Genomic DNA, 10,490 nt, shown 5'->3' with positions numbered 1-10,490 from the left:
ATAACCCGTCATGACTGCAGAAAGGGATAATGATACTTCCGAAGAAGGCTCGCTGTGAAAGACAGGGAGGAGTGAAAATCTCATGAAATCTGTTGGCGACAGATTTGTCTAGTAAGAAAGAAAATCGTGATATACGAGATGTTGAATAGGAAAGATACAAAGAAACTATATGTATTTTATAGGAGAAAAAATATGAACCACAATAATGAAAATGAGCTGTTTGAATATTTGTCTAATATAATCGCTAAACAGATTTATCCATTAATTGAGCTTAAATTAGGTGAATTGTTCAATCAATTATCAACCGTTCAAAAAGAAGAACCCATAGTATTGACTAACGATGATTTAAAGAAAATGTTTCAAATAAGTGATAGCACACTAAATAGATTAATAAAGGCTGTAGATTTCCCAAAATGTTGGTATGGTATTCGAGGTCACTATCCCAAAGATAAAATACTCAATTGGTTTGAGCAACATGATTATGATTCGGATCAGCTTGTGACAAAGGAGACAATAAGCGCAAAAAAGAGAAAATAGATGCTGTTTTCCCTAAAAATATACTTTATAATAGAAGTATAATTCGTTACATCATTTTTTCTTTTTGTTTAAGAGAAATGGAGTAAATCAAATGGCGAGAAAAGAAGAGGATCGTTTCAAGCAGCATGTAACTAAAACAGGAGGAATCACATGGTATTTTCAAGCATTTAGAACAACTAGGCGGGGGTTTGAAACAAAAAAAGATGCACAACTGGCTTTTTTAGAGCTGGAAAAACAACATCGTCCTAAAGAGCGAAAGATTATTGGAAGTAAAGAAAAGTTTGTTGTAGTGGCGGAAGAATGGTTTCAAGATTATCGTTCGAAGAATGATTTAAAAGAGTCTACCTATGAAAAAAGGAAAGAGCAAATTAGAACGCTCTCAAGGTGGATGGGCAATAAAAAAATTTGTGAAATCACTACAGATTATTTAGAAAAATTTTTTTATAATCTTCGAGACAATGGGATCCAAAGAAATGATGGGACATTTAAGGGATATTCGTCAAAATCTATTGTGGCTTTTCGACAAGTATTAAATATGATTTTAAAATATTGTGTAAAGTATCAGATTTTAAGTGATAACCCTATGAAATGCGTTTACATGCCTAGGTTTAAAAAAACAGTAACGGAATTAAGAGAGAGCTTAAATGAAATAGATCAGAAATACTTAACAACAGATGAGTTGCAGCTTTTTCTGAACTATAGCAGTGTTCATGAGGAACTACCAATGAGTACGTTATGCTATCTTTTGTTCTATAGTGGATGTAGAGTCAGTGAGGCCCTTGCTCTTAAACCAGAGGACATCGATTTTGAAAATAATGAAATTCTTATCTATAAGCAAACGTATGTTAAGGGAAAAGCACAGGAATTTAAAATTGAAACTACTAAGACCGATAATTCTGCAAGACGTGTGCCTGTAACAGCTATGATTATACAAAAAATACAAGATTTGATTAAGATGTTAAGTGAGTTACGTAAAAGATTTCCTTTTAAAACAGATGCTGAGTATTTATTTGTCTATTTAGAACCACACAAACGTGGAGTGCCATTTAGACGTGAATATGTTAATGACCATGTAAAAGCATTGATTAGTCGGTGTGGTATTCATAAAAAATTTCATACTCATTTAACTCGCCATACAATGACAAGCTTAGTTGCTCCATATTGTAGTTGGGATGTTTTAAAAGCAAGGTTAGGTCATACTGATCCAGAGACAACAAAAATCTATCGTCATTTAACAGCGGACGAAAGATTCCGGCCATTAGCTGCGTTTGAACAGATAGAAAATTGACTACAAAAAAGATTCTTGATGGTTTGGTTTTATCACAAAAAGAAGTCAAAACAGTAGTCACAATGGAGGAGAACATTGATATATCAATACTTATCAGAGGTTTCACACGTAATAAAGAAATTAGAAGATAAGTGTTTCTTAGATTGCCCGAGTAAGAAAAAAGGGCTCTTTGTCAACTGATGTTGGTGAAGAAAATCCAAAGAATTAACTCATTTATTATGAGTCTTAGAGGTCTTTTCCTCTAGGACTTTTTATTTGGTTGAAAAAGAACAGTGCCAAAGCATAAAGTAATTCTCAATTTAAAATTATAGAAGTTACGGAAGCCATAGGCATTTCTTTTCAATACTTTTATATGATTATTCAAGCACTCTAACGGTCCGTTGGTAAATCCAACGCATTTTTAATGCTCGTTTGACCTTTTTTAAAGGTATTAATTGTCGTTTGATAATAGGCTGGAAGCTTAGAATAATCTTGTTCTAAAAGCACGTGAAATCTTGTGTAGTCTCTGGTTTGTATGGCGTAGAGAAAATCCTGATAACAGGTATAGCCAGCTTTTAATTCTTTATCATAGGCAAGTAACCGATCTACGAGTTCTGTTTCTGTTAAATAAGCACGAAAAGAAGGACGCCATTGGCATTTTTCAAAATTGAGTGTTGATTGATTCTTTTGGAGAAGTTTCCAATAGTTCTTCAAGTGACGATATTTTTTTGCCTCTTCCGTTCCCTGGTGAAGAAATGTATTCATTCGTTGAATGCGGTGTTTTAAGAATGTTCGCCCAATGTGTTGAACAATATGAAAGCGGTCAAGAATAATCTGAGCCTCGGGAAATAGTTTCTTTACTAAAGAAAAATAAGGCGCATACCTATCGCAAACAATGTATTTTACACCTTTACGAACAGCCAAAGGAAATCGTGAGAAATAGCGTTCTAAAAAAGGGAGTTGCCGATTTTCAACGACATCAATTAACTGTTTTGTTTGCTCGTCCATTAGGATAAAGCTCATAGAAGCAGCGACTTGTTTCACTGATTTGAATTCATCAAAACAAAGGACTTCCGGCAAGGTGAGCCGATTGATTTTTTTGGGTTCATAAAACTGTTTCAATACGCGATAAACAGAAGAAACAGAGACTTTCTTTTGACGGGCAATTTCACTCATAGACGTGGTTTTTCTTAAACGATCGGCAATAGAAAGCTTCACTTTCCTTGAGATCGAACAACACTTTTCAATCAGACTTGTTTCAGCGACAAAGGTTTTAGTACAAGAATGGCAGAAAAAACGGCGTTTCTTCAAGCGTAAATATGTTTGATACTCAGAGACATCATTTAGTAAAATCAGACAGGTTGTAAAGCTCCAACGAATAATCGATCCGTCTTCATTGCCACCACAATGAGGACAAGAGTGGGCTAAATAATCCAATGTACCAGAAAATACGTGGCAGATCTGTCTTTTGATGCGTTCTTTGTGTAAAGAGTTTTCATTAAAAGTAATGTTTACGTCTAGAATATCTAATGTATTTTTGATAAGATTTGTATAGGACATCTTGATTTCCCCTTTTGAATGGTTTTAGACGACTTAATTCTAAAGGATATCAGGGTGTCTTTTCTACTATTTTGCATTAAAAAAGATGCCGGTGATTTCTCACCAACATCAGAAAGTATAGAGCCATATAATATCAAGGATAGAACTGTACTACAAAAAAAAGAATATGAGATCACAGTAAATAGGTTGTTTGATTTAACCCTTCGTCCAATTGAGGTTCAATCTATGTCTGATATTCGTGAGATCCATCATTATTTATTTGAAGAGTTGTATGATTGGGCAGGTTATAATATCGAAAAGTGAGTATCAGTAAGGATGGGAATACATTTATGGCAATGCAGGCATTTGATACTGGAGAACAATATCTCAATCAATTGATTACTACTATCATATGACAGCTGTGAGTAAAGAGGTAATTGCTCATGATTTAGCTGTAATTTTAGATAATCTAAATCACATGCATCCTTTTAGAGAAGTAAACGGTCGTACTCGGCGGGAAAGTATTCGTTCTTTAGCGCTAGCAAAAGGGTATGAGCTATTGTTGATGATGGATGAGTCAAAAGAAGCATATAAAAAATATATGAGTGGAACAATCCATTCAGATGTTAAACTTTTGAAAGAAGTTATTTATGATAATCTTTGTTGAGTTAATATTCTAAAAAACTATGGAAATGGATTTAAAAGCTACTGTCTTCATAGTTTTTTAGAACAACTTAAAATCTAGGTTAACCATTTAATTTTTTATATTCATTTTCTAACATAATAAGGATATTTTTGTACAAACTCTCATCATAATCTGAAACAAGTGAATGATAAACAAGAGATTTTATATATTGTGGATTGACAATGAAATACTCATCCTTCTGCAATTTCAAAAATTCAGAGTTAATCGTTTGTTCCACGAATTCATAAGTTACGAGTTGAGAATTGGACTCAAAAAACTTGTATAAACTTTTTATTGAATCATTTATTTTTTTGCTACTTATGGCGTTGTAAATCGTATTCATTTTAAATATTTTATAGTAATTAAAAAATATTGTTTATGACTTTGTAATAATGATTTTGAAGATATAATTCCTTTAACTAGATTTTGATGAGATATTTTTTTCCAATGCGTAATGTATTTTATTGCTGTTCCAATATCCACGAATTTCACACCAATCGTCTATTTACTTGATTATTGCAATTTGCTAATCAGCCATTAAATATGCAAAAAGGTGGAAGAAAAATTAGTTCAATAGGTATTTTCTTAACTCGGTTATTGGCTTATTTATGAGAGATATAATCATATTGAATGATGTATTACAAATTTGATTGAAAGTAGGGAGTATGGGTATTTCTTTTTATTTTATGTAGATCAAAGATATTGATAAAAAATATCTTTGTTGTGAAGTATTTTTGGTATAGTTAAATTTTAAATAATCTTTTAGGTATATATTGCATACAAATAGATGGTGAATTTTGAACTGAAGTATTCAAGATTGAAAAAAATCTTTAGCATTCTTACAAATTATTTGTTAATCATGTCAGTGTTAAAATTAAAATAAAGTATCTAGAAAGGATAAAGTAGAATGTGGAAAATCGGATCGAGTATAGAGGAGACCATTAAAAATTTATCTATTTGTAAATATGTAAAAAATTCTCATAGCGTTTTTTTTAGAGAAAACAAAAATTACTATATAAATATTTTGAAAATCATTAGTGACTCTTCTATTATTTTTTTAACATAGAGACCATTTATTGTAATAAATTAAGGTAAAAAGAATAGTATTTATCTACTACCAATGAAGTATCTTATGCTACTAGACTGCCTAGTTTGGATAATATTTTTCTACTAGATCAATTATATTCTTTGGCTTCTAATTAAAACGGCTACCATATAAATAAAAGTAATATATTTTTTTATCATCTATTAGATTTTAATTTAACTTAATATTCAGAATAAAAAAATATTCAAAAATATATTGAGAGTAATTTATTTTTGTGTTATTCTAAAGTCGAGAAAATGATTCATGTCATAATGAATAGAAAAAGGAATTACATGTAACATTTATCGAATGATTAATTACTCGAAAAAAGATATATTGAGACGCAATTGGTAACGGTGGTTAATAAATAACAGTAAAGTCATCGTACCACTTATTTTCAATAGTGTTATTTCAAAATGCGATGAGATGAAAGGAATGAATAATCAAAATGAAAAAAATCGGTATTGTAGGCGGAATGGGCCCAGAGTCAACAATAGAGTACTATAAAAAAATTAATTACCTTTATCAAGATAAGATGAAAACAGCTCATGAATTCCCAACTATGGTGATTGAAAGTATTAATATTTTTAATATGCTGGCTCTTTGTCAAAAGAGAGACTATGAGTCATTGGTACAACTATTGCTGAATGCTATAGTGAATTTAGAGAATGCTGGCGCAGAATTCGCAGTGCTGGCAGCAAATACTCCTCATATTGTATTTGAGCAATTGGAAAAGCTATCACCGTTACCTTTAATCAGTATTGTTCATGAAACATTTAAACAAGTTAAAAAATCTGGGATAAAAACAATTGGTTTATTAGGAACGATGTATACAATGAATGAAGATTATTTTAAAAATATTTTTATTAAGAATGGTATTACTGTTGTTGTTCCTAATGAAAAAAATAGAATGTACCTTGGAAGAAAAATAGAATCAGAATTAGAAGTTGGTATTGTGAAAAAAAGCACAAAAATAGAGTTTTTAAGAATTATTGACGATTTAGTAGAGGGAGATGATATTGAGGGTATTGTAATGGGATGTACAGAACTTCCTTTAATTATAAATAGAGAGGATATTAATGTTTCCTATTTTGATACATTAGAGATTCATGTTGAAGCGATTGTAGAAAATATATTAAGAGATGAGTAGGGAATTAATTGCTAATTTATATTGTACTTCAAGATGAATGATCCACATGTGGTAATCTGTCAAAAACTTAGTCGACTGTTAGAATTCGTAAATTGAAACTCAAGGTACTTCAAGAGATTTGGGAGTCACGGACTCCAGAAGCATGAATGAGACGCTTCTATTATTCTTTGTGGAGTATTGATGTTTTAACATAAAAAGTTCTATTTTTCAGTGTGATACAGATTGAGAATATGTTCTCAGCGATTATGTAGAAGTTTAATGTGAAATAATGAGCAATATTTTTCAAGGTATCTAGAGTTTCCTAGATATCACTATCAAATAAAAGGAGGATAAGATATGCCAAGAAAATATAGAGAGTATAAGGTTAGAATAGATGTAAAAAATGATGAAGGTTTATTACACCATTTATCAGATATGCAGGAGGCTATTTGGTATACACAAAAGATTTATGACAGTAGTTCTTTGTATAATGTAGGAGGGTATTCAATATATCCTAAATCAATTGAGATAGAAAAAATAATAGAGTGTCTAAAACAAATTATTTGTGAGCAAGAGATGCTACGAGTTTGTTTTTTAGATATTGAAGGAGAACCTTTTCAAAAAATAAGTCATGACACAGCAAGTATTTTGTATTACGAGGAAGAATATGAGCTTGGTGATATTGATAAATACATTCAAGAAGATATGAAAGTGATGATAGATGTTTTTGCAAAAGTATTATTTTCGATTAAAATTTTTAAGACCGTAGAACAAGGTCATGTTGTTTTTTTTAAAGCGCATCATTTAATATGTGATGGTTATAGTTTTAGTATTTTAAATACTCTACTGAAGAAATACTATGAGAATCAAGAACTGGAACAAGAATTTCAAATTAAACCAGTAACTTATTTTGATAAATTAAAACAACTTGAATTGAATGATAATAACAATTATTGGAAAGAAAAACTAAGCTTAAAAAGAGGCCTTGCATTTGAGAATGCAATAAAAAGTTCAAATACAGAAAATATTGAAACTAAGAGAAAAGAAATATTGATTTCTAATGATATTAATAATGAAATAAAATCTTATTGCAAAGAAAATGGACTAACTGTGAATAGCTTCTGGGTTAGTGTTTTCTATTTTGTAAATTACATATATGGAAACAATACCTTCAAATTAGGGATTCCTTCGATTAATAGAACAAAATTAAATGAGATGATGACCATTGGCGCATTTTTGTCTGTAAATCCTCTCGTGATTGAGGAAATTGAGAGAAAAGATACTTTTGTAGATTTATCAAAGAAAATTCAAAAAGAAATTTATAATATGTATTTGAATTCAAATAGTTCGTTATTTAAAATAAGAAAAGAACTGGATTTAAATGGCACTTCATACAATATGTTATTGTCGTATCAAAAAACAAATTACACTCCAACTTTAAATAATGAAAAAATCTATTCTAAATTTATTAATCAAGGGGAGCAACAAGAAGATATTGTTGTTCATATATTGGAGGAGGAGCAATCTAATAATAAACAGATAACGTTATATGTTGACTATCAATTAAGTAAGTTTGAAGACTCTTTGATAGACTCTTTGATTAAAAGAGTTCAATCAGTTTTACCAGAAATAATTCATGAAAGAAATAAAGAGAAAAGAATGTCAGAGTTTGAAGTTAGCATAGAAACCGAAAAGAATTTTTTATTAAACATTAATAATACTGACAAAGAATTTGAAAGTGAAAAAACTATAGATAAACTTCTCTCTGAAAGTTTTATTATTCATAATAAAAAGGTTGCTCTTCGCTTTAATGGAGAAAGCTTAACGTACTCACAACTAGACAAGAGGACAAATCAATTAGCAAAATATTTGCAAAGCAATGGTGTAGTGAACAACTCTCTTGTAGGCGTTGTAATGGAACGATCTTTTGAATTACTTATTTCTATTGTTGCAATAATTAAAGCTGGCGGAACCTTTGTACCAATAGATCCACTTTATCCAAAAGATAGAATAAATTATATGTTGGATGACGCAAAACCAATATTATTATTAACGCAATCGAAATTTTCTGATTTAGTTAAAGAAAAAAATATGTTTGTAATAACTATAGATGAAGATGGGAAGATAATCTACAGCATGGATGAAAACTATCAAAAAGAGCTGAATACATCAGATAGTTGGATTTATATGATTTATACTTCTGGAAGCACAGGTAATCCTAAAGGTGTTATTAATACTCATAAGGCATTAAATAATCGTTTAAATTGGATGAAAAACCAATTGGATTTAGATCAAACGGATATTTTTTTTCAAAAAACACCATTTAGTTTTGATGTATCTGTTTGGGAACTGATTTTGCCTCTATTGATTGGAAGTACGCTAGTTATTGCTGAACCAGAAGGCCATAAAAAACCCAGTTACCTTGTAGAGACTATAATCAAAGAAAAAATATCAATTATCCACTTTGTTCCTTCAATGTTTGGTATTTTTATTGAAGAAAGACTTTTTCCTTCGTTAAAAAATCATCTGAAAAAAATAGTTTGTAGTGGTGAAGAATTATCTTCGACAAGTGTAAAAAAAGCTAAAGAAGAAATTGGATGCGAAATAATTAATCTTTATGGTCCAACGGAAGCAGCAATAGATGTCTCTTATTGGTCTACAAAGAATTCCACAGATGTGCCACGAACAATTCCTATTGGAAAGCCGATTGACAATACAACGTTACTTGTCATGACGCCTAATCAAAAAATTGCTCCAGTTGGTGTATCAGGAGAATTGTATATAGGAGGAGCAGGGTTAGCAGTTGGTTATCATAATAGAAAAGACTTAACTAAAGAGGTATTTATAGAGGATGTCTCTGTTTTAGGAGAAAAAAGGAGGATGTATAGAACAGGGGATATTTGTAAATACAATGAAGATGGCGAAATAATATATATAGGAAGAAAAGATTTCCAAGTGAAAGTTAATGGGATGCGTATTGAGCTAGAGGAAATAGAGTACGTATTGAGAAATTTAGATGAAATAAAGAATGCAAAAGTTATCGTGAATAATACCGACTCAAGCAGCAGATATTTAATTACTTATATTATATTTGAGGAATCAAAAACAATGGATACAACGGAATTAAGACAAGTATTAATAGAAAAATTGCCAGTTCATATGATTCCGTCAACTTTTGTTTCATTAGATGCATTTCCTTTATCAGCCAATGGAAAATTGGATCGTAAAGCTTTGTCTAAGATAGTTCCTAAAAGACATTCGTTTGTTGAGCCAAAGAATAAAGATGAGGCACGAATTTTAGAATTATTTAAAGAGATTTTAAATGATGAATCAATTGGTGTAGAGGATAATTTTTTTGAACACGGTGGAACATCATTAAAAGCAATTCAATTCATTAGCAAATTTGGAGCAGGTGAAATTAATGATTTATACAGTTTTCCAACTGTTAGAGGATTTAGTCACAAAATTCTGCAAGTGGAAAACAAAACTTCATTTGTTTCTCTAATACAAGAAAATAATTCTAATAAAGCGATAATTTGTATACCTTATGGTGGTGGAACTCCTTCAATTTATTATCAATTTGCGAAGTCAATTAATAAATATAATGTTTATTCTGTTAATATATCAGGACACTCTTTAAATAGAAAAGAAGAATTAATTGATGTGTATGAAATGGCAGAAAAAGTTGTAGATGAGATAAAGCAATTTGATGAGAAAGAAATTGTTTTATATGGTCATTGTGTTGGTGCAGCACTTACTCATGAAATCGCCAAGAAGTTAAGTGAATCAAATCAAAAAGTGGATCTAGTGGTAATAGGAGCAACATATCCGTATATAAAAAATCCTATTAAGAAAAGAATAGGAAAACTAATGATGAACTATTATTATTCGTCAAATGAAAGAACAATCAAATTTTTAGAAAGTCTTGACGGTAGTCTTGGAGAAGTTGAAGAAGATCAAAGAGTTCAGTTATTAAATTGGTTTAGACATGACGGAACTCAATTTCAAGAATATTATTCAAATGTAAAAGAAAAATTCATCATGTCACGAGTTCTATTACTGACAGGAGGAAGTGATCCGTTAACAAATAAAGCCAAGAAAGATCTACTAAATTGGAAGAATTTTTCAGAAAAAATTGAATATCATGAAATAGATAATGCAAACCATTACTTTATTGATCAAGAAACGGATCTTTTAATAGCGGCACTAAGAAAATATTTAGACCTATAGAAGTGTACTTAAATTTGAT

6 protein-coding genes and 1 pseudogene are annotated in these 10,490 nt (G+C 30.5%); 6 read left to right on the top strand and 1 reads right to left on the bottom strand.

The annotated features are described in order from the left end of the window. Positions 1–192: 192 nt before the first annotated feature. Together AC4BBR_RS09060 and AC4BBR_RS09055 are read left to right on the top strand one after the other, a co-directional pair. A complete protein-coding gene (locus AC4BBR_RS09060; RefSeq protein WP_490459254.1) occupies positions 193–537 on the top strand; it encodes a helix-turn-helix domain-containing protein in 345 nt (114 codons plus the stop codon). Between the two features lie 91 nt (positions 538–628). Then, on the top strand, positions 629–1,825 hold the full coding sequence (locus AC4BBR_RS09055; RefSeq protein WP_490459253.1) for a tyrosine-type recombinase/integrase: 1,197 nt from the start codon (positions 629–631) through the stop codon (positions 1,823–1,825). 241 nt (positions 1,826–2,066) lie between these two features. On the opposite strand, the pseudogene AC4BBR_RS09050 reads toward AC4BBR_RS09055, so the two are convergent. Beyond that, a pseudogene (locus tag AC4BBR_RS09050) lies at positions 2,067–3,364 on the bottom strand (ISL3 family transposase). 54 nt (positions 3,365–3,418) lie between these two features. Between AC4BBR_RS09050 and AC4BBR_RS09045 the strand changes: the two are divergent. The 4 genes from AC4BBR_RS09045 (at position 3,419) to AC4BBR_RS09030 (ending at position 10,471) form a co-directional block, all read left to right on the top strand. Further along, a complete protein-coding gene (locus tag AC4BBR_RS09045; protein WP_490459252.1) occupies positions 3,419–3,667 on the top strand; it encodes a hypothetical protein in 249 nt (82 codons plus the stop codon). A gap of 88 nt (positions 3,668–3,755) precedes the next feature. Beyond that, complete coding sequence (locus tag AC4BBR_RS09040; protein ID WP_490459251.1) at positions 3,756–4,010, top strand: hypothetical protein; 255 nt, start codon at positions 3,756–3,758, stop codon at positions 4,008–4,010. A 1,550-nt stretch (positions 4,011–5,560) separates the two neighbouring features. After that, positions 5,561–6,262, top strand: coding sequence for an aspartate/glutamate racemase family protein (locus AC4BBR_RS09035; RefSeq protein WP_490459250.1), 702 nt, complete (start codon positions 5,561–5,563; stop codon positions 6,260–6,262). A gap of 336 nt (positions 6,263–6,598) precedes the next feature. Further along, positions 6,599–10,471 carry an amino acid adenylation domain-containing protein gene (locus tag AC4BBR_RS09030; protein WP_490459249.1) on the top strand — a complete coding sequence of 1,291 codons (3,873 nt, stop codon included), beginning with the start codon at positions 6,599–6,601 and terminating at the stop codon, positions 10,469–10,471. The last annotated feature ends 19 nt before the right edge of the window (positions 10,472–10,490 follow it).

The organism is Enterococcus sp. AMC1251 (assembly GCF_058216535.1).
Note: the sequence above shows the minus strand (reverse complement) of the source record. Positions and strands in the feature narration are given on the sequence as shown.

What these genes read in the sequence shown, in the direction of transcription:
- AC4BBR_RS09060 (WP_490459254.1), top strand. Translation starts at nt 193, where the DNA reads ATGAACCACAATAATGAAAATGAGCTGTTTGAATATTTGTCTAATATA.
- AC4BBR_RS09055 (WP_490459253.1), top strand. Translation starts at nt 629, where the DNA reads ATGGCGAGAAAAGAAGAGGATCGTTTCAAGCAGCATGTAACTAAAACA.
- AC4BBR_RS09040 (WP_490459251.1), top strand. Translation starts at nt 3,756, where the DNA reads ATGACAGCTGTGAGTAAAGAGGTAATTGCTCATGATTTAGCTGTAATT.
- AC4BBR_RS09035 (WP_490459250.1), top strand. Translation starts at nt 5,561, where the DNA reads ATGAAAAAAATCGGTATTGTAGGCGGAATGGGCCCAGAGTCAACAATA.
- AC4BBR_RS09030 (WP_490459249.1), top strand. Translation starts at nt 6,599, where the DNA reads ATGCCAAGAAAATATAGAGAGTATAAGGTTAGAATAGATGTAAAAAAT.